At 48.0% G+C, this 26,240-nt stretch carries 22 protein-coding genes and 1 riboswitch; of the genes, 17 read left to right on the top strand and 5 right to left on the bottom strand.

Annotated features, from left to right (window positions below):
• Positions 1 to 256: 256 nt before the first annotated feature.
• On the top strand, positions 257 to 667 hold the full coding sequence (locus tag ACHA99_RS14720; protein ID WP_173496800.1) for a hypothetical protein: 411 nt from the start codon (positions 257 to 259) through the stop codon (positions 665 to 667).
• Between the two features lie 444 nt (positions 668 to 1,111).
• Here ACHA99_RS14720 and metH read toward each other — a convergent pair whose 3' ends face one another.
• Positions 1,112 to 4,846, bottom strand: coding sequence for a methionine synthase (metH, locus tag ACHA99_RS14715; RefSeq protein ID WP_393943495.1), 3,735 nt, complete (start codon positions 4,844 to 4,846; stop codon positions 1,112 to 1,114).
• A gap of 269 nt (positions 4,847 to 5,115) precedes the next feature.
• On the opposite strand from metH, the gene ACHA99_RS14710 reads away from it, so the two are divergent.
• From ACHA99_RS14710 to ACHA99_RS14665, 10 genes are all read left to right on the top strand, one after another.
• The gene (locus ACHA99_RS14710; protein ID WP_393943493.1) at positions 5,116 to 5,841 is read left to right on the top strand and encodes a histidine phosphatase family protein; all 726 of its coding nucleotides are present in this window, start codon (positions 5,116 to 5,118) and stop codon (positions 5,839 to 5,841) included.
• Positions 5,842 to 6,061: 220 nt separating this feature from the next.
• Positions 6,062 to 6,238: riboswitch (cobalamin riboswitch) on the top strand.
• A 99-nt stretch (positions 6,239 to 6,337) separates the two neighbouring features.
• Positions 6,338 to 7,213: an ABC transporter ATP-binding protein gene (locus ACHA99_RS14705; protein WP_173243038.1), complete on the top strand. Its 876-nt coding sequence runs from the start codon at positions 6,338 to 6,340 to the stop codon at positions 7,211 to 7,213.
• Entirely contained in the window at positions 7,210 to 8,340 is a 1,131-nt protein-coding gene (locus tag ACHA99_RS14700) for a FecCD family ABC transporter permease (RefSeq protein WP_393943490.1), read from the top strand. The genes ACHA99_RS14705 and ACHA99_RS14700 overlap by 4 nt, the downstream gene beginning before the upstream one ends.
• A gap of 208 nt (positions 8,341 to 8,548) precedes the next feature.
• Positions 8,549 to 9,631, top strand: coding sequence for a nicotinate-nucleotide--dimethylbenzimidazole phosphoribosyltransferase (gene cobT / locus ACHA99_RS14695; RefSeq protein WP_393943488.1), 1,083 nt, complete (start codon positions 8,549 to 8,551; stop codon positions 9,629 to 9,631).
• A gap of 106 nt (positions 9,632 to 9,737) precedes the next feature.
• Positions 9,738 to 10,526: an adenosylcobinamide-GDP ribazoletransferase gene (locus ACHA99_RS14690; protein ID WP_212599388.1), complete on the top strand. Its 789-nt coding sequence runs from the start codon at positions 9,738 to 9,740 to the stop codon at positions 10,524 to 10,526.
• Positions 10,523 to 11,149 (top strand): bifunctional adenosylcobinamide kinase/adenosylcobinamide-phosphate guanylyltransferase, encoded by a 627-nt coding sequence (gene cobU, locus ACHA99_RS14685; protein ID WP_393943486.1) that lies wholly within the window; start codon positions 10,523 to 10,525, stop codon positions 11,147 to 11,149. Before ACHA99_RS14690 ends, cobU begins: the two co-directional genes overlap by 4 nt.
• A 74-nt stretch (positions 11,150 to 11,223) precedes the next feature.
• Entirely contained in the window at positions 11,224 to 12,873 is a 1,650-nt protein-coding gene (locus ACHA99_RS14680; RefSeq protein ID WP_393943484.1) for a cobyric acid synthase, read from the top strand.
• 44 nt (positions 12,874 to 12,917) lie between these two features.
• Complete coding sequence (gene cobO / locus ACHA99_RS14675; RefSeq protein WP_198571815.1) at positions 12,918 to 13,541, top strand: cob(I)yrinic acid a,c-diamide adenosyltransferase; 624 nt, start codon at positions 12,918 to 12,920, stop codon at positions 13,539 to 13,541.
• Positions 13,542 to 13,724: 183 nt separating this feature from the next.
• Positions 13,725 to 14,759: a DUF2235 domain-containing protein gene (locus tag ACHA99_RS14670; protein ID WP_393943481.1), complete on the top strand. Its 1,035-nt coding sequence runs from the start codon at positions 13,725 to 13,727 to the stop codon at positions 14,757 to 14,759.
• A gap of 76 nt (positions 14,760 to 14,835) precedes the next feature.
• On the top strand, positions 14,836 to 15,663 hold the full coding sequence (locus ACHA99_RS14665) for a cobalamin-binding protein (RefSeq protein ID WP_393943479.1): 828 nt from the start codon (positions 14,836 to 14,838) through the stop codon (positions 15,661 to 15,663).
• Between the two features lie 61 nt (positions 15,664 to 15,724).
• On the opposite strand, the gene ACHA99_RS14660 is transcribed toward ACHA99_RS14665, so the two are convergent.
• Positions 15,725 to 17,116: an NAD-dependent succinate-semialdehyde dehydrogenase gene (locus ACHA99_RS14660; RefSeq protein WP_011788372.1), complete on the bottom strand. Its 1,392-nt coding sequence runs from the start codon at positions 17,114 to 17,116 to the stop codon at positions 15,725 to 15,727.
• A gap of 224 nt (positions 17,117 to 17,340) precedes the next feature.
• Positions 17,341 to 18,459 carry a glycerol dehydrogenase gene (locus ACHA99_RS14655; protein WP_393943477.1) on the bottom strand — a complete coding sequence of 373 codons (1,119 nt, stop codon included), beginning with the start codon at positions 18,457 to 18,459 and terminating at the stop codon, positions 17,341 to 17,343.
• Positions 18,460 to 18,930: 471 nt separating this feature from the next.
• Here ACHA99_RS14655 and ACHA99_RS14650 point away from each other — a divergent pair, with 471 nt between their 5' ends.
• The 3 genes from ACHA99_RS14650 (at position 18,931) to ACHA99_RS14640 (ending at position 20,375) form a co-directional block, all read left to right on the top strand.
• A complete protein-coding gene (locus ACHA99_RS14650) occupies positions 18,931 to 19,446 on the top strand; it encodes an AAA family ATPase (protein ID WP_393943475.1) in 516 nt (171 codons plus the stop codon).
• Between the two features lie 57 nt (positions 19,447 to 19,503).
• Positions 19,504 to 19,899: a GNAT family N-acetyltransferase gene (locus ACHA99_RS14645; RefSeq protein WP_028759277.1), complete on the top strand. Its 396-nt coding sequence runs from the start codon at positions 19,504 to 19,506 to the stop codon at positions 19,897 to 19,899.
• 92 nt (positions 19,900 to 19,991) lie between these two features.
• On the top strand, positions 19,992 to 20,375 hold the full coding sequence (locus ACHA99_RS14640) for an MAPEG family protein (protein ID WP_113941155.1): 384 nt from the start codon (positions 19,992 to 19,994) through the stop codon (positions 20,373 to 20,375).
• A gap of 9 nt (positions 20,376 to 20,384) precedes the next feature.
• Here ACHA99_RS14640 and ACHA99_RS14635 read toward each other — a convergent pair whose 3' ends face one another.
• Positions 20,385 to 21,848: a PLP-dependent aminotransferase family protein gene (locus ACHA99_RS14635; RefSeq protein ID WP_393943472.1), complete on the bottom strand. Its 1,464-nt coding sequence runs from the start codon at positions 21,846 to 21,848 to the stop codon at positions 20,385 to 20,387.
• Between the two features lie 117 nt (positions 21,849 to 21,965).
• Here ACHA99_RS14635 and ACHA99_RS14630 point away from each other — a divergent pair, with 117 nt between their 5' ends.
• On the top strand, positions 21,966 to 22,424 hold the full coding sequence (locus ACHA99_RS14630; protein WP_393943470.1) for a GNAT family N-acetyltransferase: 459 nt from the start codon (positions 21,966 to 21,968) through the stop codon (positions 22,422 to 22,424).
• A 128-nt stretch (positions 22,425 to 22,552) separates the two neighbouring features.
• Here the strand turns inward: ACHA99_RS14630 and ACHA99_RS14625 are convergent, their stop codons facing one another.
• A complete protein-coding gene (locus ACHA99_RS14625) occupies positions 22,553 to 23,620 on the bottom strand; it encodes a tartrate dehydrogenase (RefSeq protein WP_393943468.1) in 1,068 nt (355 codons plus the stop codon).
• A 96-nt stretch (positions 23,621 to 23,716) separates the two neighbouring features.
• Here ACHA99_RS14625 and ACHA99_RS14620 point away from each other — a divergent pair, with 96 nt between their 5' ends.
• Positions 23,717 to 24,631: a LysR substrate-binding domain-containing protein gene (locus tag ACHA99_RS14620; RefSeq protein WP_393943466.1), complete on the top strand. Its 915-nt coding sequence runs from the start codon at positions 23,717 to 23,719 to the stop codon at positions 24,629 to 24,631.
• Positions 24,632 to 24,894: 263 nt separating this feature from the next.
• Complete coding sequence (locus ACHA99_RS14615) at positions 24,895 to 26,037, top strand: glucosaminidase domain-containing protein (protein ID WP_393943464.1); 1,143 nt, start codon at positions 24,895 to 24,897, stop codon at positions 26,035 to 26,037.
• Positions 26,038 to 26,240: the final 203 nt, after the last annotated feature.

Here is a 26,240-nt window from a genome sequence, read left to right as displayed (position 1 = left end):
TGTGTTAGGTACTTCATTTTTTACATTTGTTGTGCTGCCATCACTGCCTGTTTTCGATGTGTTATCAGCTGGCGGGATGAGTCCATTACGTTTTATCGATATCTTTGTAAAAACACTCATGTTTCTGACCTTGTTTTTTGTTTTTAATATACTTGTGAAAAAGTGTAATAGGTTGAATTTATTGGGTTAATTTTATTTTCGAGATGTTTTGCTGACTGTGTTTATTGATTTATTTTAGGGATGATTTAAGAGTTTTATGAAAAAAATTAGTTTTTTGGGTATGAGCATAGTGCTTGCTTTGACAGTAGTTATCGGTCTTGCAGTTGATTTTATGGTTGAATTTAAGTCTGAATCGATTTTTATGCAGATGAATATTTTTAGCTTTAAATTATTGTTTTCTTTACTTAGCATGCTCTGTGTGCAGATTGCTATTGCAGTCACTTTTAATTTGAAACTGTTACCTATGCTTATAGGTAAAGATTATCCGTCAAATTACTTTAAATGGTCTAAATTTCGACTTATAGAAGTTTTATTTTTATTTAACTTATGGGCTATGGGTCATCTTCAATATTTCACCGTCGTAATAGTTAATTTCGCTTTGGTTGAGTTGATACACTTATATTTAGTTTATAAAAGTATCAATAATAAGCTCGAGTCTACTATATAAATTAGTAAGTTGAGGACAATAAGGCGTGTGGAGTTGGCATAACTCTTTCAATGCGAAAAGTTAACTCTAATCTTACAGAAGTTCACCGATCCCCTGCGAAGTTGTCGAAATACGCAGATAAAAATGCCGTGGCGACATCATGGATGATGGCGCAGGCTCGGGGGCACATGGATGTGCCATCTGAGCCGTTAGGCGATTTTTATTGGAGTATGAGACAGGTAACTAATGCATGTAACTTCGCTAGGGGCGTCTTGGAGAATCCAAGGAGGATAGGACGAGCAGTCCTCCTTGGTCGGGTGTGGGGTGAAGCCCCACGACCTTGATTTTAACTTTCTAAAGTAAAAAATTAGGGGCGATAACTCGCCCCTTAATTTTACGTTTTGCCTAATTGTCCAAGTGAAACTTGGGTACTAATGAGTACCAATGATTACTCAGGATCACTTCCTATTCAGGATCATAATCCAACACTGGCGCCAGCCACTTCTCCGTTTCGGCAATAGTCATCCCTTTGCGCTTGGCATAATCTTCCACTTGATCGCGGCCTATGTTACTCACGCCAAAGTAGCGGGATTTCGGGTGAGCGAAATACCAGCCCGATACTGCCGCTGTGGGGAACATGGCGTAGCTTTCGGTGATGTTCAAGTCGATGGTTTCATCGGGCTTGAGTAAGTCCCATAACAAGCCTTTTTCTGTGTGGTCTGGGCAAGCTGGGTAGCCCGGTGCGGGGCGTATGCCTTTGTATTTCTCGCGGATTAAGGCTTCGTTGCTTAACTGCTCGTCGGCCGCATAACCCCAAAACTCTTTACGTACCCGTTCGTGCATCCGCTCGGCAAAGGCTTCGGCCAAACGGTCAGCTAAGCATTTGAGCATGATGGCGTTGTAGTCGTCGTGGTTGGCTTCAAAACGCGCCACATGTTCGTCTATGCCATGGCCTGTGGTCACCGCAAAGCCGCCCATGTAATCGGCGACGCCTGAGTCTTTTGGCGCAACAAAGTCGGATAGGCAGAAGTTGTCGTTGCCGACACGCTCAAGCTGCATCCGCAGGTGATGTGTGGTCATTTCGACTGTGGTGCGCGACTCATCGGTATACAGCTCGATATCGTCGTAATTGACAGTATTGGCAGGGAATAAGCCGATAACCGCTTTCGCTGTGAGCCACTTTTCTTCAATGATTTGTTTGAGCATGGCCTGACCATCGGCGAACAGCTTTTGCGCCTCGACGCCGACGACTTTATCGGTGAGGATTTCGGGGTAATGGCCGTGCAGTTCCCACGAGCGGAAAAACGGTGTCCAGTCGATACGCTCGACTAAGTCTTCTAATGGATAATTATCAAATACTTGGCGACCGAGCACATTTGGCGTGAACGGGGTGTAGTTGGCCCAATCGTGTTGGCAGCGGTTTTCACGGGCGGCTTCGAGTGACACTATTTCTTTGCGTTTAGCTTGGGATAGGCGCTTAGTGCGCATGTCGTCGTATTCAGCATAGGTTTCGTCTATGGTCGCTTGGCGTGTCTCGTTGTTGATGAGCTTACTCACCATAGGTACAGCGCGGGACGCATCGGCGATATAAATGGCGCCATGGGGATAATGGGGCGCAATCTTCACCGCTGTGTGGATTTTTGAGCAAGTGGCGCCGCCGATAATCGCCGGAATTGTTAAGCCTTCGCGGTGGAAGGTTTTCACGTTATGCACCATCTCGTCCAGACTCGGCGTGATGAGGCCCGACATGCCGATGATATCGATATTGTGTTCTTTCACGGCGTCGAGAATTCGCTCCACCGACACCATCACACCTAAATCGAATACCTCAAAACCGTTACAGGCGAGCACCACGCCGACGATATTCTTGCCGATATCGTGCACGTCGCCTTTTACCGTCACCATCAAAATCTTGCCGTTAGATTGGCCTTCGACCTTTTCTAGCTCGATATAAGGGTTTAAGTAAGCCACGGCTTTTTTCATTACCCGCGCCGATTTCACCACCTGTGGTAGGAACATCTTGCCGGAGCCGAACAAGTCGCCGACCACGTTCATGCCGTCCATCAAGGCGCCTTCAATCACATCCAGCGGACGTTTCGCTTCTTGGCGAGCGGCTTCGGTATCTTCATCAATAAATTCGGTAATGCCTTTGACGAGCGCATGGGATAAGCGTTGGCTCACCGGCCAGCTGCGCCATTCTAAATCTTCTTTCTTACCCACCTGCGCGCCATCACCGCGGAATTTCTCTGCGATTTCAAGTAACTGCTCGGTATTGCTCGAGCCTTCAACTGGGCAGGGCAAGTTAAGCACCACGTTTTCGACCCGCACTTTAAGCTCAGGATCGATATCGTCGTAAATGGCTAACTGACCTGCGTTGACTATGCCCATGTCCATGCCGACTTTGATGGCGTGGTACAGGAATACGGCGTGGATCGCCTCGCGCACTGGGTTGTTACCGCGGAACGAGAACGACACGTTCGATACGCCGCCCGAAATCATCGCGTGGGGCAGGGTGGCTTTAATCGCTTTAATGGCATCAATAAAATCGACTGCATAGTTGTCGTGTTCATCGATACCCGTGGCGATGGCGAAAATATTCGGGTCGAAGATGATGTCTTCTGGCGGAAAGCCGACTTTATCGACCAACACGCGGTAGGCGCGGGTACAGATTTCGATTTTACGCGCCTTAGTGTCGGCCTGACCTTGCTCGTCGAATGCCATGATAATGGCCGCCGCGCCGTAGCGTTTCACTAAGGTGGCTTGATCAATAAACTTGGCTTCGCCTTCTTTGAGGGAAATCGAGTTAACTATGCCCTTGCCTTGAATACATTTGAGGCCAGCTTCGATCACTTCCCACTTAGAGGAGTCGATCATAATAGGTACGCGGCTGATGTCGGGCTCAGAGGCAATCAAGTTTAAAAACTTGTGCATGATCTCGGCGCCATCGAGCATGCCTTCGTCCATGTTGATGTCGATGATTTGCGCGCCGCTTTCGACCTGCTCGCGGGCGACATCGAGCGCTTGCTCAAACTTGCCTTCTTTGATCAACTTTAAAAACTTGGCCGAACCTGTGACGTTGGTGCGCTCACCCACGTTAACGAACAGGGATTGGGCGTCGATAGTCAGTGGTTCCAAACCGGCCAAGCGGCAAGCGACCGGAATGTCTGGCAAAATACGTGGATCGTGACGGCTCACCGCTTCGCGGATCACGCGGATATGTTCAGGCGTACTACCACAACAACCCCCGATAATATTAAGCATGCCTTCGCGCGCCCAATCTTCGATCACGTTCGCCATGTCCTCTGGGGTTTCATCGTAACCGCCAAACTCGTTCGGCAGGCCTGCATTCGGATGCGCCGACACATAACACTCACTGATGCGGGATAATTCTTCCACATAGGGGCGTAATTCTTTTGGCCCAAGTGCACAGTTAAGACCGATAGATAAGGGCTTGATATGGCGAAGGGAATTGTAAAAGGCTTCGGTCGTTTGGCCAGTCAGTGTGCGGCCAGAGGCATCGGTAATGGTGCCCGAAATCATGATCGGCAATCTGTCTTTAGAATGCTTACCGAATAAGTCATCGAATACGGATTCAATCGCAAACAGCGCGGCTTTGGCGTTTAAGGTATCGAATATGGTCTCGACCATAATGATATCCGCGCCGCCCTCAATCAGTGCCTTAGTGGATTCTTTGTAAGCAGTCACTAACTCATCGAAGCTGACGTTGCGATAGCCTGGGTCGTTCACATCAGGGCTAATCGAACACGTACGGTTAGTGGGGCCTAACACACCGGCGACGTAGCGTGGAATGCCTGTGGCAGCAAAGGCTTCATCACAGGCTTCACGGGCGAGTCGCGCGCCGACTAAGTTAATTTCGGCGGACAGCGACTGCATGTCGTAGTCGGCCATGGCGATGGTGGTGGCGTTAAAGGTGTTGGTTTCAATGATGTCGGCACCGGCGTTTAAGTAGTCGGTGTGAATTTGTTTGATGATGTGGGGTTGCGACAAGACCAAGAGGTCGTTGTTACCTTTGACATCCGTATGCCAATCTTTAAAACGTTCGCCGCGATAGTCCTCTTCTTCCAGCTTGTAGCCTTGGATCATAGTGCCCATGGCACCGTCTAAGATCAGAATGCGCTCTGCAAGCTGTTTGCGTATGTCTGCCAATATCTGGCCGGCTTTGGTAGAGGGTATCGTCATAAATAATTACCTTAAATACAGCTAAGTTAAGTCCAAAAATCGGCCATTGTTATGCTAAGTGCATTTTATTGTCGTCAGCCGACATTTTTTGAATACTTGTTCTTAAAAATTTGTTTTGGACATTTAAACGTATAGACGTCCATAATACGCGACTTATGATTGTCAGGGCAAGATGAAAGTCAAAGGCATTAGGAGCGAGAATCGAGAATCAAGAATTTAGGCCCTCGGCTTTAGTTCTTAGTATCTAGTCCCTAACTAAAAAGGCATATATGAAACAAGTTCGATTGTTATTGTTGCGCCACGGTGAGTGTGAAGGCGGCGCCATTTTGCGGGGTCGTGTGGATGTGCCTTTAAGCAAAAAGGGTTGGCAACAAATGTCGGCAGCAGTTGAGTCACAGGCCAGCGTGTGTAGCGCGATTTATAGCTCGACTTCACGCCGCTGCGCCGATTTTGCCCACGCTTTTGCCGCCGAGTTGCATTCGACGGCGGCACTGATATCTGAGTCAAGGCCATTGCAGGCGCAGTGTTTGTCGGGTTTACGGGAAATTGATTTTGGTGATTGGGACGGTTGTCGGCTCGATGAACTGTATCAACAAGAGGGCGAACGCTTAGCGGCGTATTGGCAAGACCCTTGGCAAACTCCGCCACCCAATGGTGAAACTATGGCAAGTTTTGAGTCGCGGGTGAATGGGACGATTGACCAGATACTCGCCGCCGAGTTTGAACGATTGACCCTTGACTCACATAAAATGGGTAATGAAAACAGTACCGTTAATGAAAACGCTGACAATATGCCAGCCACTCAAGTGTGGGTCGTGACCCACGGCGGGGTGATCCGTCACTTAATGGCGCGTGCCCTAGGGGTTGAACGGGCGGTGGGGTTTTATAGTCAACTCGATTTACCCGTGGCGGCCGTGGTGAGCATTAATGTGCTGCAAGATGAACAGGGTGCCTGCTATTGGCGTTTAGATTGGCCGAGTGGGCGCAGGTGTTGAGGCCTTATTTCACGACCTAGGAGTTATGATGTAGGCGTGATCGTTTGGCGAGAATAAGCTGACATGAAAATATTCTGATTTAAACAGCATTGCCTAATGGGATAGATGTAGGATAATGCTTTTCCCTGACGTTTGAACGAGATAGCGTATTACATGCGCAATGAGTGATAACGTCGCAGAAATAGGTGTTGGGAATAGACTCTCTTTGTTCGAATCGCTCCGTTGTTTTAATTCAAGTGGCGTTGTTAACAAAGAGCATATCAACCCAAACATAATAGGGAATCGGGGAGCTGCTCGTCAGTCAGCCCGAACTGTGCCCGCAACTGTGAGTAGTGAAAAAGATCTCGAATCTTCTTCCCTACGAGTCAGGAGACCTGCCTATTTCTGTTATCGCTGCGTGCAGCCTTAGTTCTCGAGCGGGTGACTCGAGGGAGCAGATGACAATATGCACAACCTTTTTTTATACAGGTTTGGACTCGATAGGAGCGCCGCTTAGGTGAAACTTTCCGCAATCCAAACTAACAGCCCCGTGAATGACACTAACCCGTCATTGAGCCCGTCAGTCGCGCTCAATGTGAGCCAGTTGAGCTGGTGTATCGATGGCAAAACTATTCTTTCCGATATTAACTTTACGCTGCCAACGGGGCAGATGCTGGGGCTGATTGGCCCTAACGGTGCGGGCAAGTCTAGCTTGCTGCGCTGTTTGTATCGGTTTGTTCGCCCAACTCAGGGCAAAATTACCCTTTTTGATCAAGATATTGAGCGCTTGTCGCCCAAGGCGTTTGCCTGTCGCGTTGCCGTAGTGCAGCAGGATACACCGCACTATTTTGACCTCACCACAGAGCAATTGGTCAGTATGGGCTTAACGCCCCACAAGGGTATGTTCGATACCAATTCGAGCTGTGATATTGAGCGTATTGCTAAGGCTTTAGAGAAAGTCGGCTTGAGCCATAAGATGCACCAACAATATGAGCACTTATCTGGCGGTGAAAAGCAACGCGCCTTGATTGCCCGCGCCATAGTGCAGCAGCCGCAACTTTTAATCCTCGATGAGCCAACGAACCACCTCGATGTGCGCTATCAAATTCAAATCCTCGAATTGGTGCGTAGTCTTGGGATTAGCGTGATTGCCTCAATTCATGATCTTAATTTAGCCAGTGCCCTGTGCGACAGTTTGTTGTTGATCCATAACGGGGAAGTCAGCGCTATGGGAACGCCAACCGAAGTATTAACCGAGGCGCGAATTGGCGATGTGTTTGGCGTGTGTGCTCAGGTATCGCCCCATCCACAACATAAAAAGCCCTTAATCAGCTATTTTTATGGTTATCACCATGTAGATCATGGCCTGAATGAGCGAGGCGAGGGCGGATGACTCAGGGGAGTAAACAATATTTCATCTCATATTTGGGGCGTATCGTGACACCGTTGACGAGACAACAACTGATGCTGCTCGTATTAGGTATCATCACTTTGATAACGCCTATTGCCGCAACGAGTTTTGGTGCGGCTAACATCAGTTTTACGGATGTTATTCAAGTATTTATCAATAAAGCGACGAATCTCACTCAAGCCAACGGCATGACTGAACGCATTGTGATGGAGCTCAGGCTACCGCGCATTTTACTGGCTTTTGTGGCGGGTGCGGGTTTGTCACTGGCGGGCAGTGTGTTGCAAACCGTGACTCGCAATCCGCTCGCCGATCCCTATTTGTTTGGCATTAGCTCTGGCGCGTCCTTTGGCGCTGTGGTGATGTTGACCTTATTCACTGGCTCTGGATTTTTTGATAATGCGGGCATGGCGGCACATTCTGGGCTTTTTAGCGGTTCGGGTGCCTTGTCTGGATTACTTTGGTTTAGCTTGCCCTTGGGCGCTTTTATTGGTGCGAGTTTGTCGGTGCTAATAGTGCTTGCCTTGTCTGGGCTTGGGCTTAATAGCCAAGTTGAGCGCATGCTGCTCTCTGGTGTGGCGACCTCCTTTATGTTCGGCGCATTAACGAGTCTGCTGCTGTATTTCGCCAGTCCGCAGGCGACAGCCTCTGTGCTGTTTTGGAGTTTAGGCAGTTTCGCTAAGGCCAGTTGGTCCTTGTTAGTACTGCCGACACTGGTGATTGGTGCGAGTTTATTCATTATTTTAGGCATGAAACGGCAGATCATGGCGTTGCAGGCGGGGGATGAAACGGCGCATACCTTAGGGGTGAATGTGCCTAAGCTGCGGCTCAATATGTTGCTGCTCTGCTCCTTGATTACCGCTATTTTGGTGGCTACCTGCGGCGGTATCGGTTTTGTCGGGTTAATGATCCCCCACACAGTACGCATGCTGTTTCCCGGTCGTCAGCCGATTTTATTAACGGCGCTGGTGGGCGGATTATTTATGGTGTGGATTGATGTATTAGCGCGCTGTTTATTGGGTAATCAAGAGTTGCCCGTGGGCATTATCACGGCCGCCATAGGTAGCATGTTCTTTTTGCTGATTTTGCGTAAGCGTAGAGTCATGTCGTAAATACAAGGTCATGCCGTAGGCACCTAGTCAGGACGTAAACCCAGAGTTAAGTCGTCATCCTAGAGTCATGTCGTAAGTGCAGACTGACGGGATAATCAGTATTTCTGTTGATATCCCACCCGCGATTGGAAATGCACAATTGGACATGTTCGTCATAGACGCAGGATGCGTTGTGGTTATTTAATGTAGATTACAAAGTGGAGTGTGGATGTCTCAGTCAGCCGTGTCTTTTCAAATAAGCCCTGTGAGTAAAGCGCAGGATCTGGTGATTCTGCAGAAAATTGATCTTAAGACTAAGCCGCCCGGCGCCTTAGGTCAGCTCGAATCCTTAGCCTTGCAGATTGCCCGCGTGCAAGCGACTGATTTGCAACAAACGGAGCAGCCACAAGCGGATGTGCTCAAAATAGTCCATCCAACCATGTTAGTGTTTGCGGGGGATCATGGCATTGCCGCAGAAGGCGTGTCGATTGCCCCTAGCGAAGTGACTCACCAAATGGTGCAAAACTTTGCCCATGGCGGCGCGGCGATTAACGTTTTTTGTCGGCAGGTGGGCTTTAAGCTCGAAGTGATCGATTGCGGTATGTTAACGCCAGTTGAAGGGGTTGAAGGTATTATCGATCAACGTCTTGGCGCTGGAACGGGTGCAATCCATTTAGAGCCCGCGATGACGTTGGAAACCGTCGATAAAGGCTTTGCTATGGCGCGCGATTTGATTGAACGTCACCATCAAGCGGGTTGTAACTTAGTCGCCTTTGGCGAAATGGGCATAGGCAATACCTCCTCTGCTGCGGCCATTATGGCGGCGATTATGCAGCTGGATGTGATTGATTGTGTCGGCCGTGGTACGGGCATTAATAGCGAAACCTTAGAACGTAAATTGATGCTGATTGAGCTTGCGTTATTGCTGCATCAAAGCGCCTTAACTGGGCCTAAGTCAGTGTTAGCTTGCCTAGGAGGCTTTGAAATTGTGCAGATGACGGGAGCTATGTTAGCTGCCGCTGAACGTAAAATGCTGGTGGTCGTGGACGGTTTTATCGCGACAGCGGCGGCATTAGTCGCGGTGCAAATCGCCCCTAATGTGCGTGATTATTTGATTTTTGCCCATCAATCCGATGAGCAAGGTCATCTGCGAATGTTAGAATTTTTGCAGGCTAAACCTTTATTATCCCTAGGGCTAAGGTTAGGCGAAGGTACGGGTGCAGCCTTGGCGTTGCCGCTTATTCAAGCCTCAGTAAATTTTTACAATCAAATGGCGAGTTTTAGTGATGCGGGGATTGAGGCTGTTGTATGATGTGCTCTGCTAAGTCGCTTATTTTACTTATTTAAAATAATAGCCTTTTAGCCAACCGTTTTAATTTTAAACCTTGCAGCAAGTGTGAATTCACTAAGGATGCTTTATGTCAGAACGCGAAAGCTGGCACAAAGAGATAGATTTATTTTTAGTTGCCATGGGCTATTTTACCCGCATTCCTATGCCTAAGTGGGTCGAAGTCGATAGCGATAAGTTGAATAAGGCCAGCCGTTATTTCGGTCTCGTCGGTCTTCTGGTCGGCTTGTTAAGCGCCATAGTGTTTTGGCTGACGCAAAACTGGCTCCCCGCCGGCGTTTCTGTTCTTTTAGCTATGTTGGTTGGCGTCTTGCTCACGGGCGGATTCCACGAGGATGGCCTCGCCGATACCTTCGACGGTTTTGGCGGGGGTTGGACGGCGGAAGACAAGCTGCGGATCATGAAAGACTCGCGCCTTGGCAGTTATGGCGCACTGGCACTGATGTTGGCTTTGCTGCTGAAATGGCAGTTGTTAGTCGAGTTGGCCCTGTACGATCCTGTAGTCGCGGGTTCAGCACTTATCGTCGCGCATACTGTGAGCCGTGTGGTATCAGCCAGTATCATTTTTAGCGAAAAGTATGTCCGCGATGACGAGACCAGTAAGTCTAAGCCGCTATCGCAACATCAAGGAATTAATGAGCTGCTTATCCTGATCGCCAGCGGCGTATTAGTGCTGTTATTCCTCAAGGGGTTAGCGGCATTGTCATTGCTATTGGTGATGATAGGACTGCGCCGTTTGATCATAGTGATCTTTAGACGCCAGATTGGCGGTTACACGGGTGATACCTTAGGCGCGGCGCAGCAAATATCTGAAATCATGTGTTATTTTGTATTGCTCGTTGTGGGTAACATACTGTGATCCACCTCGTCCTAGGCGGCGCCCGTAGCGGTAAGAGTCGCTACGGCGAAGCCTTAGTGCGTCAGTACACTGCGCTTGGCTTCGATGCTTGCTATGTGGCGACGGCGCAGGCGCTAGATGATGAAATGGCGACACGTATCGCCAAGCATCAAGCGGGACGATTGGACGATGGTATCGAATGGCAATTGTTTGAAGAGTCGCTCGCCCTCACTGCACTGTTAAAACAGTTAGCAAAACCTGGGCGAGTGATTTTAGTAGACTGTTTAACTCTTTGGTTAACTAATCAATTACTTGCATCGAACGTTAACATCGATGATGAACCCGCGCCGACTGAGTGGAATGCGACTGACTTTGCCGTTTCAACCTCTGCTACTTCAACCTCTGAAGATAAAGCTCATGCGAGTTGGCAGGCCGAGAAAACCGCTTTTGTGGATTCCCTCGTCGAGCTTGAGGGAGTGGTGATTTTGATCAGTAACGAAGTCGGTTCTGGCATAGTGCCCTTAGGTGAGTTGAGCCGACGATTTGTCGATGAAGCGGGCTGGTTAAATCAAGCTGTGGCGACCTTAGCGGACAATGTCACCTTAGTGGTCGCGGGTTTACCCTTAGCACTAAAACCACTGTAATCTAAATAAGTTAAGTGATGTTGAGACTGAGCTTTATCCTTATCCCTGCAAACTAGAATAAGCCTTTTAAACCTATGTCCTCTCCAAACACAGACAACACAGACTGTGCTAATGCACTCGATACCGCTGACACTCCTGTAGTTAATACGCCCGCAATTAATACGCCTGCAATTAATACGCTTGCGGTTAATTCACCTCGGCGCGCGGCAGTCTTGATGGTGCAGGGCACAACATCCGATGCAGGCAAGAGCACCTTAGTCGCAGGCATTTGTCGTTTGCTCGCCCGTCAGGGGATTAAGGTTGCGCCCTTTAAGCCGCAAAATATGGCGCTCAATAGCGCTGTCACTATTGATGGCGGCGAGATTGGCCGCGCACAGGCGTTGCAAGCCGTGGCCTGTTATCTTGAGCCCCATACCGATTTTAATCCCATACTGCTTAAACCAAGCTCGGACACGGGCGCGCAAATTATTGTTCATGGCAAAGCCCTGACAACACTCGAAGCCTCGGCCTTTTTTGGGCCTAAATCTAAGGATTACAAGGCAATCGCGCTTGGCGCTGTGCTGGAATCCTTCGAGCGATTAAGCGGTCAGTATCAAACCATAGTGGTGGAAGGCGCGGGTAGTCCGGCGGAGATCAATCTGCGCGAGGGCGATATTGCCAACATGGGATTTGCCGAAGCCGTGGATTGTCCTGTGATTATCATTGCCGATATCGATAAGGGCGGCGTATTTGCCCATTTGGTCGGGACCTTGGCCTTGTTATCTGAGTCTGAACAGGCGCGGGTAAAGGGCTTTGTGATCAACCGTTTTCGCGGCGATATTAGCCTGTTGCAATCAGGGCTCGATTGGCTTGAAACTTATACTCAAAAGCCTGTTTTAGGTGTGTTGCCTTATCTGCATGATTTACATCTCGATGCCGAAGATGCGCTGATAAGCTCGCCGACCAAAGGCGCTAACAGCCGCTTAAAAGTGCGGGTATTAGTGTACCCAAGGATCAGTAACCACACGGATTTTGATCCGCTGCGGTTGCATCCCGATATCGATTTTGATTATGTGTCATTGCAAACCCAAGCCGCGAGTCACGCAACTCATTTGCCCGCTGCCGATGTATTGATCTTACCCGGTAGTAAGAATGTGTGCGCCGATTTAGCCTTTTTACGCCAGCAAGGCTGGGATAAAGATATTGCCACTCACCTGCGTTACGGCGGAAAAGTGCTAGGCGTTTGTGGCGGCTATCAAATGCTAGGCCAAAGCATTGCCGATCCCCTAGGCATTGAAGACAGTGCGGGTGATACCGAAGGACTTGGCTACCTGCCGCTGAGCACAGAACTCAAAGCCGAAAAACAGTTACGGCGAGTGAGAGGTGAGCTAACGTTACTTGGGCAAAAGGTTGCTGTGAAGGGCTATGAAATCCACTGCGGTGAATCAAGCTATCTTATCCCTAGGCTTGAACAAACGAATGCGCCCTTGCAGTTAATCCCTGAATCCACATCTGTGAGCTTTGCCGATGGCCTGAAAAGTGATGACGGGCAAATCCTTGGCACTTATTTACATGGGCTGTTTGATAGCCCTGATGCGTGTCAGTTGATTTTACGTTGGGCGGGATTAAACGATGCTAAGGCGATAGATATCAATCAAATACGTGAGCAGCAACTCGATCGTTTAGCCGATGTGTTAGCCGAGCATTTAGACATGCAAAAATTACAGCCAATTTTAGAAGCATAAGTTTTAGAAGCAGACATTTTTAGCAGCAGAGTGAAGAGAAGACCATGACAGCACAGAACGACAACGAACAAGCGCAAATCAAGGCCGAACGCCACAAGGCTCGCCAACAGAAAGTGAAAGCCGGTGTGGATGCTAAAATTGCCGCCGCCCAAGAGGAGAAGGGGATTCTGCTGGTGTTAACTGGTAACGGTAAAGGCAAATCGACCTCAGGTTTTGGCACAGTGGCCCGCGCCGTCGGTCACGGTAAAAAAGCCGCGGTAGTGCAATTTATCAAAGGCACTTGGGAGTGCGGTGAGCGTAATTTACTCGAAGGTGCAGGGGTTGAGTTTCATGTAATGGGCACAGGTTTTACCTGGGAAACCCAAGATAAAGAAAAAGATACCGCCGCCGCTGTACTCGCTTGGGAAGCCGCCGAAAAGCTGCTGCAAGATGAGAGCATAGATTGCGTGATGCTCGATGAACTCACCTATATGGTGAGCTATCACTATCTGGATGTGGAACGCGTGCTTAGCGCACTTAAAAATCGCCCACCGATGCAGCATGTGATTATCACTGGCCGTGCTTGCCACCGTGCCATCATCGAGCTTGCAGATACGGTCAGCGAAGTGCAGCCGCTGAAACACGCCTTTGAAGCGGGTATCAAGGCACAGCAAGGTTTTGATTACTAATCGAACCTTAAATGTCGGCGCATAAGTGACGCAGCATTGTTGGTTGCAATGTTAAGTAAGACGCGCGAATGGCTTTAGCACAGGCATAAAATGCGCTAAGTTTGAGGATTAGTAACTGCCTATTAGTGACTATGGGTTAGCTTCTAGCCGTTCAGTGTTCAAAGCGTTCTCAAGGATGATCCTATGAATAAACGTATCGTGATTTGTGCCGATGGGACTTGGAATCGGCCGGAGAAAGATCTTAAGGTCGATTTCCCCACCAATGTGCTGCGCCTCGCACGGGCTATCAGCCCGATAGCGGCTGATGGTAAACCCCAGCAGGTATTTTATGATTGGGGCGTGGGTTCCTATTACGATCAAACCATCGGCGGTGCGACAGGGCGCGGTTTACATAAAAACATCATGGATGGGTATCGCTATATAGTGCAAAACTATTCCCCTGGCGATGAGATTTATCTCTTTGGCTTTAGCCGCGGTGCTTACACTGTGCGTTGCCTGTGTGGCTTGATTAATAACTGCGGCATACTTAAACGTCCCGATGCGGCGTTGATTCAACAAGCTTTCGACCACTATAAAAAAAGCAGTGCACCCTTTGCGCCTGATGGTGAAAAATCCCTCGAATTTAGAGCGAGATACAGTCATGAATCTCGGGAAATCAAGTTTGTTGGCGTGTGGGATACCGTGGGTGCTATGGGGATCCCTATCTCGTTTTTAGGCTTGTTCGAAGATAAAGACGAGTTTTACGACACTAAAATTGGCCGCAATGTGTGCGTTGCCCGTCATGCCTTAGCCATAGATGAACACCGTAGTGATTTTGAGCCGACCATTTGGCAACTACGCGACAATATGGACATGCAGCAAGTGTGGTTTGCGGGTGCCCATAGCAATATTGGCGGCAGTTATAAACCCGATAAAGACGGTTCATTGTTGTCGGATATTGCACTGTTGTGGATGATATCCGAGGCGCAGAAATTTAATTTAAGTCTAGAGCCACACTTAGCCGCGAGTGTGCATCCAAATCCGCTCGCGACCTTACATGACTCGAGACGCAGTTTTTATCGGATAAAACAGGAATATTGGCGACCACTCGACCCTGAGCAAGTCCCAGTACTTTTGCATCATTCGGTGAAGACCCGCTGGGATCAAGATCTTCAGTATCGCCCCAAGAATCTACAAACTTATATCGAACACTATGGCTGGCCAGAGCCGCTAGTTTAACTCTATAACCCCAAGTGACCTGAAGAGACTACGCCTGCATCTTCAGGCGGTTTGGGGATAAATACTAAGGCATATCATGATTAAGCGACACTTAGCTGGACTCGTTTTTGGGCTCAGTCTGTTTTTTCCCCATAGCGTATTGGCGCAGCCCGCTAAACGCATCATTGCGTTCTCGCCCCACGCAGTGGAAATGCTTTACGCCATAGGTGCGGGCGATACGATTGTGGCCGCAACCGATTATGCGGATTATCCCGAGGCGGCAAAAAATATCCCGCGTATTGGCGGTTACTATGGCATTCAAATGGAGCGGGTGATGGAGCTTAATCCCGATCTGATTGTGGTGTGGGATTCGGGTAATAAAGCCGAAGATATCAACCAGCTTAGGACGTTAGGATTTAACCTTTATGGTAGCGATCCTAAAACCTTAGAAGGCGTCGCCAAGGAGCTTGAAGAGTTAGGCCAACTTACGGGGCATGTTGAAGAAGCAAGCAAGGCTGCGGCCGCTTATCGCGCTGAGCTTATCCGATTGCGGGTTGAAAATGCTAAAAAATCAGAACCTAAGGTATTTTATCAACTCTGGTCGACCCCCTTGATGACTGTCTCTAAAAACAGTTGGATCCAACAGATCATCAGTGTGTGCCATGGACAAAATGTGTTTTACGATGCCGCCAGTGATTATCCGCAAGTCAGTTTAGAAAACGTCTTGCTGACCTTGCCCGAGGTGATTTTGCAAAGCGAGGAAGAAGGTAATGTGAAAGGGATTGATTGGCGCCAATGGCCAGAAATTCCTGCCGTGAAGAAACAGCATATTTATCAACTCAATGCCGATTTATTACACCGCGCGACGCCCAGAGCTTTGCTTGGTGTTCAAGCCTTATGTGATGCCTTGGATAAAGCACGTTAATAAAACGCCTGACAGATTATTCCGTCAGGCGTTTAGTCAGATGTTGCTATTTTCTAAGCGTTTAGAAAGGCGCGTTGATGTCGACCACATTAATCAGCTTGTGGTTTACAAACTCTTTCAATCCTAAATCAATCAACTCGCGGCCATAACCTGAGCGGCGCACGCCACCAAAGGGTAAGTCGGCCTTGACCATAGTTGGATGATTGACAAACATCATGCCTGTGGAAACCTGCTTAGCGACCGCCAGCCCGCGTTGGGTGTCGGCGGTAAACACTGAGCCACCCAATCCAAAAGGCGAGTCATTGGCGATGGCAATCGCTGCTTGCTCATCCTTCACTCTGTGGATGCTGGACACTGGGCCAAAGAATTCCCAATAGTAGGCTGGGTTATCTGGCGTCAGGTTTGTCAGTATTGTTGGCTGCACAAAGGCGCCTTGCTGCGGCACTTTTGGCCCCACTTCGGTCGCGGTTGCGCCGTGTTTTACGGCATCACGGATCTTCTGCTTCAACTCATCGGCTGCACCTTGGGAAGACAGCGGTGCCAGCGTAGTGGCCGAGTCCATAGGATCGCCCGCTTTTAGCGCTTCGATCCCCTTGATATAACCCTTCATAAATTCATCGTAAATGGCTTCAACTAAGATCATCCGCTTAGATGATGTACAGACCTGTCCTGCGTTCCAGTGACGGCCAAACACAGCCCAGTCGATGGTTTTAGGCAGATCGGCATCTTCAAGTACGATAAAGGCATCTGCGCCACCCAGTTCTAGGGTGGATTTTTTCAGTGCCTTACCCGCCAGTGCGGCAATGATCGATCCCGCATCTTCTGATCCCGTGAGCGCAACACCATGCACTTTGGGCGAATTGATGATCTGTTCTATCTGTTCTCGGGTGGCATACAGATTTTGGAATGCACCTGAGGGCAGTCCGGCATCGCGCATTAAGCCTTCAAAGGCCGCAGCGCACTGGGGCACGTTGGATGCATGTTTGAGTAGTAAGGTATTTCCGGCTGCAAGCTGCGGCGCTAAGATGCGCGCAATTTGGTAGTAGGGAAAGTTCCAAGGTTCGATAGCCAATAATACGCCCAGCGGTTCGTTAACCAGTATCGCTTCACCTTCAGCGGGATCGGCAACCGGCAGTTTTTGCGGTGCCAGCAGTCGCTCGGCATGTTCGGCGTAGTATTCGAAAATTTGCGCCGACAGTTCGACTTCAGCTTCGGCTTCTGCTGTGACTTTGCCCATTTCTAAGGTCAGTAGATTGGCGTATTTGGATTTATTGTCTCTGAGGATCTTTGCTGCCTTAGACAGTATTGCGGCCTTGTCGGCAAAGGGAGTGGTTCGCCAGCTTAAAAATGCCTGATGGGCGGATTCTATCGCCTGTGTGACTTCGGTATCTGTTGCATTTGGAAATTCTTTAATGAGCTTTCCCGTAAAGGGATTGGTTGTTGCATAAGCCATATGTGCCTCCAAGCGTTTAACAAATAGAGCGTAAATGCCAGCTTTGGCATCGAGGGTGGAAATGTCTTGTTTGTTGTGGACTTCCTTGCCATTGATATGTGGCAAGGAAGCCTAGGATGAACGGTAAACTCGTGTGGTAGTAGGAACTATCTCAGTAGTATTAATCAATTAAATCAAATTGATAGATGGTTGCCACATACGGCGTACACGTCATATTGTTACGGTTAACAAGCTTCAGCTGTTTTATAGCGTTCAGCCATGGCATTGGCGGCTATCATGGCTTGATAGACATCATCTGCGGTTAATTTCATCGGCATATTGCCCATAGTATCGTCCTCAGCACAGGCTATCTCAGCCACTTTGCGCCATTCGGTCTCGATAAAGGTTTTCAGCCCTAAATCTGCGAGTGTGAGCGGCAGTCCCGCTGTTTTGATGATGCGGATAACGTTATCGATTTCGGTTTTTGGGGCATTTTCGAGCACGAGCTGAGTTAGCAGTCCAAAGACGACTTTCTCGCCGTGCTGAGCTTTATGTAACTCAGCCACCGCTGACATACCATTGTTTACGGCATGGGCGGCGGCTAACCCGCCCGCTTCTGCACCAACACCACTGAGATAGATGGTGGCTTCAATGGTTTGCTCTAGCGCAGGTGTGACTATTTTGTTTTTAACGGCGTCCATAGCAGCTTCAACATTTTCAGTCAGTAACTGATAGCAAAGTTGGGCCAATCCTAGCCCTGTGCGGGAAGGCTTTTTCAGGACTAGGTTGACGCCATCCGATTGATAGCAGGCACGAGCTTCAAAATAGGTTGCCAGTGCATCGCCTATGCCTGCCGCAAAAAATCGGGCCGGAGCCGCGGCGATAATGGCAGTGTCGGCAACGACAGCATCTGGGTTCTGTGGCAGAAACAGATAGCGTTCAAACTCACCTGTTTCGGAGTAGATCACTGCAAGTGCAGTACAAGGCGCATCGGTTGAAGCAATTGTGGGGTACAAGATGACTGGCCGTTTTTGATAGAAGGCGACGGCTTTGGCGGCATCTAAGGTTTTTCCACCACCAACTCCAACAATAACGTTGGTATGATGCTGTTCTGCCAGCGCGCCTAAGCGCTTTATCTCGGCTTCGCTGCACTCATAGTTGAATTTTTCGAGGTGGCTGCTGATCCCATTTTGATCTAGCCCTGCGACCGCTTCATTCTTCACGCGGCTGAGGATAAATTCATCGCAGATGATAAAAGCATTGTCACCAAAGTCCTTAACATAATCATGCATTTGAGCTAATAGGCCCTTGCCGATAATGAATTTTTTAGGGGAAGTGACGGTACGTGGAACGACAGTGCTCATAGAGCCTCCTTTGCACTTATGACGGTTATCCTTTCATTCTTACCCTAGCATACGCCTAAATTAATGTCATAGCATGAATGGTGGTAATGTTTTTATTGCTAAGCGTAAATTACTACTTTAGTGCTTAATTGTTAGATTAATAATGTGGTTTATTGTTTTATTCTTCGAGTTAAATGCTTTGGTTTCTCCCTGATTTAAGGCAAGGATAGGGCTGAGAGGGCGAGGTGATCTCAGCGGGCGAAGAGATGTAATATCTCAAAAAAAGCTAACGGTGGAATGCGTAAATAGCGGTAAACGTCTGCTGTCTAAACACAGGATAGTCATTAATGTAATGGGATTTTATTACCTTAAACTCGTCCCAAGTCTTGCTCGGTGTTCATGCTTTATGTGATGCTCTGTACAGTCGTTCATTGGTGTCATAGCGAGTGAAATCGTCGGCTGAGATAAAAGACCAGTAATCAAGGAGTGAAGATGACACAGCAGAATGCGTTAGGACAATTGGTCAGTAAAGGTACGTTAATATTCTTTTGTGGCAAAATGGGCGCAGGTAAATCAACCTTATCGCGACAACTTTCTGAGGCCGAAAACTGTATTTTAATCTCGGAAGACGCATGGCTGGCGGCGCTATATCCTGATGAAATTAAAGATTTTGATACTTACTTGAGCTATTCCGCTCGCCTTAAGCCTTTGCTTAAAAAGCATGTGCAGGAACTGCTCTGTTCGGGTGTTTCTGTGGTCATGGACTTTCCCGCGAATACTATCAATCAGCGCCTGTGGTTTCGAAGCATTTTTACTGATTGCGCCGCCCATAAACTTATTTATCTTAATCACAGCGATGCGCTTTGTTTGAGTCAACTCGATAAACGCAGACAAAGCCACCCTGAGCGCGCCATGTTCGATACTGAGGCTATGTTCTGGCATGTGAGCCGTTATTTTCAGCCGCCGACTCTGGATGAAGGCTTTGAGCTTGAGGTGATTGAAAGCTAAATAGTTGAAAGCCAAGTGACTGAAAGCAAGTGACTGAATAAAACAATAGGAAATATCATGTACCAAGTGCTTGAAGGTGTTGTTTCTGCCAATGATTTTGTTCGCCTACGACAGATTTCTGGCTTAAGCCCTAGACCATTGGAGGGTGCCATCAAGGCCTTGCCAAGGAGTTTATATGGCGTGCAAATAAAGCTCGCCGAGCAGACTGTGGGCATGGGGCGTGTGGTTGGTGACGGCGCGCTCAACTTCGAAATTGTCGATATCGCAGTGGATCCTGAGCATCAAGGTAAGGGATTAGGGCGGCTTATTATGCAGCACATCATGGCTTATCTAGATCGTGAGGCTTTTGAGGGCGCGTATATTACCCTGATGGCGGATGTGCCTGAACTCTATGAAAAGTTTGGCTTTAAATTTAGTCGTCCCGCAAGTGAAGGCATGTATATGGTGAAATAACGCCGCTAACCAATACACTTGTAACTTAGGCACTTATAGCTGTAGAACTCAAACAGTAGAACTTAAAACAACAATCAAAGGAAGATTACCCCATGAATACCTTACTTATTTGCTTATTTGTCGCCATGTTATTGCCATATCTTGCGAAAGGTCCCGTGGCTTGGGCGATGGCAAAGGCGGGTGGTTACGATAATAATCATCCCCGTGCTCAGCAAGCACAGCTAACCGGTTTTGGCGCTCGCGCTTTAGCGGGACATCAAAATGCCTTTGAATCATTGCTGGTGTTTGGCCTAGCCGTATTAGTGGTGATTGCTACCGGCAAAGTGAATCCCACCACTGAGTGGCTCGCCATCGTCCATGTCGGCGCCCGCTTTGTGTATCACATCCTCTATCTTGCCAACAAAGGCACCTTAAGATCCCTCACATGGTTTGTTGCCATCTTCAGTGCTTTCGGGATTTTCTTTCAGGCTTTTTAAGCTTGGATATTAAAGGATCTGCGCCAGTTTTTTGATACTTTCCCGCAGATCATCAGGTGTATGAGCGGCATAGCCCAGTAAGATAGCTTGCCTTGGATAGGGCGCTTGGCAATATCGAGACAAAGGCTGTGCCCCCAAACGTATTTGGCGGCATTTGTTGAGCACTTCCTCTTCGGTCAAGTCGCCCTTCAGCCAACACACGAGGTGAATACCTGAGTCAGAGGTTTGAACGGACAATTTGTCGGGCAGATACTGCTCAATTGCCGCGATTAACGCCGTTTGGCGTGCTAAGCAGGCTTTTCTCACTCGGCGAACATGCCGCGCGTAATGTCCTTCGGCGATAAACAACGCTAATGTTGCTTGCTCTAGGTGAGCCGTGTGCGTATCGGCATAATATTTTGCCAACTGGAAAGCCTGTATCAGTTTAGGGGGCACCACCAAAAAGCCGAGTCGCAATTCGGGCAGCAGCATCTTGGAAAAGGTGCCAGCGTAGATCACCCTTTGATGTTTATCGAGCCCCTGTAATGCCTGTATCGGACGGGCGCTATAACGAAACTCGCTATTATAGTCATCTTCTAAAATCCATTTACTTTGCTCAGCGGCCCAATCGAGTAAGGCCAATCGTCGTGGCAGACTTAGCATACCGCCGAGGGGAAATTGGTGTGAGGGCGCGGTAAAAGCCAGTTTCACTGCAGGATACCGCTGTATCGCATCGGCAATATTTGTGCCCTCATCATCAACACTCACAGGACGAACTTGCATATTTTGCGAGAGAAAAGCGCCTAAAGCCCCGTCATATCCAGGTTCATCAAGCCAGACTTCATCTCCCTGTTGGAGTAGTACCTGCGCTGTGAGGTTAATGGCCTGCTGAGTTCCATTGACTATGATGATCTGCTCAGGTGTGCAATTGAGGCCGCGGGTCGAACGCGCATAGTCACTTATCGCCTCACGCAGTGGCCAATACCCCGCGCTATAGTTTGATTTACCTAAGGTTTTACGCGATTGCCGCCAAACTCGGCCTAACAGCCGCCCCCAAAGTTGGTGCGGGAAAAGATCGACGCATCCGACGCCAATATTAAACATACTATGGCTGTGGTCCGTATTCCCCTTCGCTTTCAGTCGCGCCATTTCTATTAACTGTGGATTAATTTCTAAATCGGAATCAAAGGCTTGAGCGCTTTCTCTGGCACGGTTTGGAATATCGATCAGTTCATCGGGAATGGTATCCGATACATAAGTGCCCGATCCCGGTTTAGTCAGCAGATAGCCTTCATCAATCAGGCGCTCAAACCCTTGCAGTACTGAGTTACGTGAAATCTGCATGGTTTCCGACAAGGCTCTGCTGGATGGGAGCTTCATTCGTGGGTGTAAACGTCCATCAAGAATGGCCTCTCTAAACGCATGATAAAGCTGATCTTTGAGGATGCCATCTTTGAGTTGCAAGTGAGGGAAATTGGATTGAGGTTTTTTCATTTGCTAACTGGTACTGTAAAAAATACAAAAAGTGTACCTTATGCGGTACCACAATTGAATCTAGAATCTTGCTTCAGTAAAACTGAGACCATTTACTTAATTTCAAGGAGTGCGCTAATGTCCAGCCAATCACTAACAGTGATCATTGATATGGTTAAAGAAACGGACTATTTACTCTGGTTACCACATTGGCGTGATTATCAGACTTTTTACAAAGTGGCGTTATCAGAAGCGACCACCCAAGCCACGTGGCGCCGATTCTTCGATGACCAAGAACCCATTTATTGCGCAGTTGCAAGAGAGGGCCAAAACTTACTCGGTTTTGTGCACTATGTTTTTCATCGTTCTACTTGGGCCGAAACGGATTATTGTTATCTTGAAGACTTGTTTGTTGCCCCAACGGCAAGGGGTCAACATGTTGGAAAACAATTGATTGAGTTTGTAAAGCAAGCGGCCATTGAACACAACTGTGCGCGCCTGTATTGGCATACACAGGAAACAAATTTAACCGCGCAAAAACTCTATAACTGGATTGGTGAAAAACCGGGAGTCATTGAGTACAGAATGCCACTGTAAGGAAGGGCCTTTAATTAACGCATTAACTGGTTAGCTTATTGATGCGTTTATTATCAGCGGCTTGATAGTCTAAAATCCTTTCAATCCTAATGCTAAAGGGCTTTTAGCATTAGGTTTTAATGCACGTTTTAATTGCGACTAATCGCAGCGATCACTGCATCGGTCAGCTCCCGAGTATTCGCCGTTCCGCCCATATCGCGGGTTAAAGACTGCTTATCTTTCAATACGTTTTCTATCGCGCTGAGTATCAGGTCGTGCATTGCGCTATAACCTAAATGTTGCATCATCATAGCGCCAGCCCAAATTGTGCCTAAAGGATTGGCAATACCTTGGCCTGCAATATCCGGCGCCGAACCATGTACCGGCTCAAACATTGACGGAAATTCCTTACTTGGATTGATGTTCGCCGAAGGGGCAATGGCGATAGTGCCAGTGCACGCAGGGCCAAGATCAGACAGGATATCGCCAAACAAATTTGAGCCAACAACCACGTCAAAATGCTCGGGTTTCAGCACGAAATTTGCCGTCAGAATATCGATATGATATTGGTCGACCTTAACATTGGGATACTGTTTTGCCATTTCCACGACGCGACTATCCCAATAGGGCATAGAGTGAAATATGCCATTGGATTTGGTCGCCGAGGTTAAGTGCTTTGCTTTGCGGCTTTGGGCTAAATCGAAGGCATATTTTAAGATGCGATCTGTGCCACGACGGGTAAAAATGCTCTGCTGGGAGACAATCTCATGTTCAGTGCCTTCATATTGAATGCCGCCGACGGCGGAATATTCGCCTTCCACGTTTTCACGTACTACATAAAAATCGATATCGCCGGGCTTTTTACCCGCGAGTGGGCAGGGCACGCCTTCAAATAACCGAATAGGCCTAAGGTTCACGTATTGCTCAAAGGCTCTGCGGATCGGTAGTAGCAATCCCCAGAGTGAAATATGGTCGGGAACTCCTGGAAATCCAACAGCGCCTAAGTAGATGGCATCAAAGGATTTTAGTTGCTCAAGTCCATCCTCTGGCATCATGCGACCGGTTTTATGGTAGGTTTCACAGGACCAGTCGAAATAGGTCCACTCAAACGTCACACCTAAGATTTTTCCTGTGGCTTCGAGTGTGCGTATCCCTTCGGGGATCACTTCTGTACCTATGCCATCTCCGGCAATTACGGCGATTTTTACCTTAGACATCTTCGACTCCAATAGGGGATTCTGCATTTTTTGTATGTTATTCCATATTCGTATCGTGTATGAATAGGCTAAATGTTTTGTTAAGGATTACGAATCGTGAGTCAACTGCCGCCACTTGAAGATTTACGGGTCTTTGTTCTCGCCGCAACAAGCGGGGGATTTACAGCCGCTGCGGAGCAATTATCTTTTTCTCCAGCGTATGTGAGTAAACGCATTGGTCTATTAGAAAAAGCGCTCGGAGTGCGCTTGTTTCTGCGCTCTGCCAGAAGTGTCAGCCTGACCTTAGAGGGCAAGATTGCCTTGGAATGGTCCGAACGTTTGCTCGATACCATGGAGCAAATGAGCCTTGAAATTAGCTTAGAGCAGCAAGTGCCACGGGGGCGATTACGTATCGCAACTAGCACAGGATTTGGCAGCCACTGTATTGCGCCGATTATTTCAGACCTTGTGTTCCACTATCCCGAATTAGAAGTTGATTTAGAGTTGCTCGACCGCCCGGTCGATCTGGTCTCTGAAGGTTTTGATCTAGAGGTCCGTGTCGGTGGCGAATTGCCACCGCAAATGATTGCTAAGCGTCTTGCGAGTAATTATCGGGTATTGGCGGCATCGCCGACCTATATCGACACGCATGGCATGCCAAACAATCTCGCGGCATTAGCCGAGCATAAGTGCATAGGGATCCGCGAGCGCGATCAAAACCATAGAGTGTGGCGATTGGAAAGTGCGGCTGGCATAGCCTCGGTTGATTTAGCGGCTTCCTTGATGACCAATAATGGCACAGTCGCTAAGCAGTGGTGCCTTAAAGGCCACGGTATTATGTTGCGCTCCATCTGGGATTTACAGCAAGATTTCTTAAGTGGCAGATTAGTCAGAGTACTCCCCGAGTATCATCAATCCGCTGAAATTCATGTAATTTATGCCTCACGATTAGAAACGTCTGCCAAACTTCGCACCTGCGTCGCCTATCTTGAAGAGGCATTACCTCGTTTTGCTGGCACTGGAATAAGTTGATTTTATTTCGCCAATCTCTATTGGCGAGTGAACGCTCGCTATTTTCATATTGAGTTTAAATAAATCAAGGTGTTGGATTTAATTGCTGACATTGGATCAAGAGGCGGCCAAGAAGGCGCTCGTCCTATTCTCCTTAAAAAATGATCGTAATAGGTCATTTTGTATATCTATTAAGCAAACAGTCAGGTTTTTACTGTTACCTTACGCCCCCGATGTATTGGCTAATCCCATTGCTACCGTTTTACCTCAGTTAAAGAGATACCATGTTTATAAAGTTTAAGCTTCCCGTTGCTATGCTCGCACTCATTGCTTTGTCTGTTTTATGCTCTTCGGTGTATGTGCAAGAAACGCTAGCGACTAAGCTGATTTCAAATAGGCTGCCAGTTGATGCTCTTGGTTTTCAGTCACAGATGGCTTCCAATCCTTTAGTTGCCAGTCAGAGTGCTCAGCATCATATGCAGAGCTTGCCAAAACTGATGACGACTTCCCTGGTGCAAGCGAATCAAGGTGCTGTTGCAAATTCAACGGTTGCTGAACATTTCTCATCCCCCAAAATACTTGAGCAGTCATCCTTAGATAATCCAGAGATTAAACAACTGAGCCTGAATATCAGTTCTCTCGATGAACTCATGGGCTTGTTTGACTCGCTTGATTACACGCCAGAAAGCTTTCGTGATGGTAATAAATCGGTCCCTAGATTGACCTTTGATGCCGTGGGAGAGGGCTGGAGTTCAGTGTCAAGCCAACTCCCGGTGAAGCAAAAGAAAATGGTGTTTCTTAGAATGATTGCCCCTTTAGTCTTATTGGCGAATGAGAAAATTTTGCAAGAAAGACAGGTCATTATGTCTGCCCCCCTCGATGATATTGCGTTATTAGCCTTAGGGGTAAAGTACAAAGTAATAAGCAGTGAAGATAAACCGCTGTTAGAAGCCCAAAGACAAATGCTACTTGAAAGGGTGGATATCCTGCCGCCATCGTTAGTGTTAGCTCAAGCGGCAAAAGAAAGCGGTTGGGGCACATCGCGATTTGCCCGTGAAGGTAATGCATTATTTGGGCAGTGGGATTTCAAGGGTAATGGTATGGAACCTAGGCAGAAGCGCCAAGGTTTAGGCAATTATGGTTTAGCACGATTCGATACACCATTTGCTTCGGTGGAAGGGTATTTGTTGAATTTGAATACCCATAATGCTTATCAGAAGATGCGAGATTTTCGTGCCCAATCAAGACAATCTAATCAAGCTGTGACAGGCTCTGCACTTGCAGGGACGTTAGACCGATATTCGGAGCGTGGGCACGCCTATGTTGAGGCGATTCGTCAGATGATCCGTACTAATAAGCTATATCTGGTGGATGATATTTATTTAAGTGATGACGCACCATTACATCTATTAACAAGAACAAACTAAGTGATTGGTAAAATAACCATTTTTACTTAGCCTGAATAAAGCGCACTTTAATTAGGCTGGTATAGGTCAATTTAATCAAGGGCATCCGCATTACCCTATATCCCAATTTTAAACTTTGCCTTTTTGCTGGTAATTGTCTTCAAGGCCTTGAGTTAACCATTAGGATAAAAGGATAAGCAGTGCCTGATGTTCGATATTAATGT

This window comes from Shewanella sp. S23-S33 (genome assembly GCF_043359565.1).
GTDB classification, from domain to species: domain Bacteria; phylum Pseudomonadota; class Gammaproteobacteria; order Enterobacterales; family Shewanellaceae; genus Shewanella; species Shewanella oncorhynchi.
Note: the sequence above shows the minus strand (reverse complement) of the source record. Positions and strands in the feature narration are given on the sequence as shown.

Coding starts and splice junctions, on each gene's coding strand:
- ACHA99_RS14720 (WP_173496800.1), top strand. CDS start 257: ATGAAAAAAATTAGTTTTTTGGGTATGAGCATAGTGCTTGCTTTGACA.
- metH (WP_393943495.1), bottom strand. CDS start 4,846: ATGACGATACCCTCTACCAAAGCCGGCCAGATATTGGCAGACATACGC.
- ACHA99_RS14710 (WP_393943493.1), top strand. CDS start 5,116: ATGAAACAAGTTCGATTGTTATTGTTGCGCCACGGTGAGTGTGAAGGC.
- ACHA99_RS14700 (WP_393943490.1), top strand. CDS start 7,210: ATGACTCAGGGGAGTAAACAATATTTCATCTCATATTTGGGGCGTATC.
- cobT (WP_393943488.1), top strand. CDS start 8,549: ATGTCTCAGTCAGCCGTGTCTTTTCAAATAAGCCCTGTGAGTAAAGCG.
- ACHA99_RS14690 (WP_212599388.1), top strand. CDS start 9,738: ATGTCAGAACGCGAAAGCTGGCACAAAGAGATAGATTTATTTTTAGTT.
- ACHA99_RS14680 (WP_393943484.1), top strand. CDS start 11,224: ATGTCCTCTCCAAACACAGACAACACAGACTGTGCTAATGCACTCGAT.
- cobO (WP_198571815.1), top strand. CDS start 12,918: ATGACAGCACAGAACGACAACGAACAAGCGCAAATCAAGGCCGAACGC.
- ACHA99_RS14670 (WP_393943481.1), top strand. CDS start 13,725: ATGAATAAACGTATCGTGATTTGTGCCGATGGGACTTGGAATCGGCCG.
- ACHA99_RS14665 (WP_393943479.1), top strand. CDS start 14,836: ATGATTAAGCGACACTTAGCTGGACTCGTTTTTGGGCTCAGTCTGTTT.
- ACHA99_RS14660 (WP_011788372.1), bottom strand. CDS start 17,116: ATGGCTTATGCAACAACCAATCCCTTTACGGGAAAGCTCATTAAAGAA.
- ACHA99_RS14655 (WP_393943477.1), bottom strand. CDS start 18,459: ATGAGCACTGTCGTTCCACGTACCGTCACTTCCCCTAAAAAATTCATT.
- ACHA99_RS14650 (WP_393943475.1), top strand. CDS start 18,931: ATGACACAGCAGAATGCGTTAGGACAATTGGTCAGTAAAGGTACGTTA.
- ACHA99_RS14645 (WP_028759277.1), top strand. CDS start 19,504: ATGTACCAAGTGCTTGAAGGTGTTGTTTCTGCCAATGATTTTGTTCGC.
- ACHA99_RS14640 (WP_113941155.1), top strand. CDS start 19,992: ATGAATACCTTACTTATTTGCTTATTTGTCGCCATGTTATTGCCATAT.
- ACHA99_RS14635 (WP_393943472.1), bottom strand. CDS start 21,848: ATGAAAAAACCTCAATCCAATTTCCCTCACTTGCAACTCAAAGATGGC.
- ACHA99_RS14630 (WP_393943470.1), top strand. CDS start 21,966: ATGTCCAGCCAATCACTAACAGTGATCATTGATATGGTTAAAGAAACG.
- ACHA99_RS14625 (WP_393943468.1), bottom strand. CDS start 23,620: ATGTCTAAGGTAAAAATCGCCGTAATTGCCGGAGATGGCATAGGTACA.
- ACHA99_RS14615 (WP_393943464.1), top strand. CDS start 24,895: ATGTTTATAAAGTTTAAGCTTCCCGTTGCTATGCTCGCACTCATTGCT.